The sequence below is a fragment of the Priestia sp. SIMBA_032 genome, assembly GCF_046535215.1.
Classification (GTDB): Bacteria; Bacillota; Bacilli; order Bacillales; family Bacillaceae_H; genus Priestia; species Priestia aryabhattai.
On record NZ_JAWRXD010001714.1, the window covers coordinates 1 to 229 of the forward strand.

At 72.1% G+C, this 229-nt stretch carries 1 pseudogene; it reads left to right on the forward strand.

Going from position 1 to position 229, the window contains the following annotated elements:
- Positions 1-229, forward strand: a pseudogene (locus SB717_RS40090) (RNA polymerase subunit sigma-24); the annotation flags it as partial.

The following is a 229-nucleotide window of genomic DNA, read 5'->3' on the forward strand; positions in this document are numbered from 1 at the left end:
CGTCGAGGCGCTGAAGCAGTGGCCGAGGGATGGCGTGCCCGAGAACCCGGGCGGCTGGCTGACAGCGGTCGGCAAGCGCCGGGCGATCGACCACTGGCGGCGGCGCGAGCGGCTCGACGATCGCTACCGGGCGATCGCGGCGACGCTCGACGAGGCGGCCGACGATCGCTGGGAGCCGATCGACGATGATGTGCTGCGTCTCGTCTTCACCGCGTGCCATCCTGCGCTG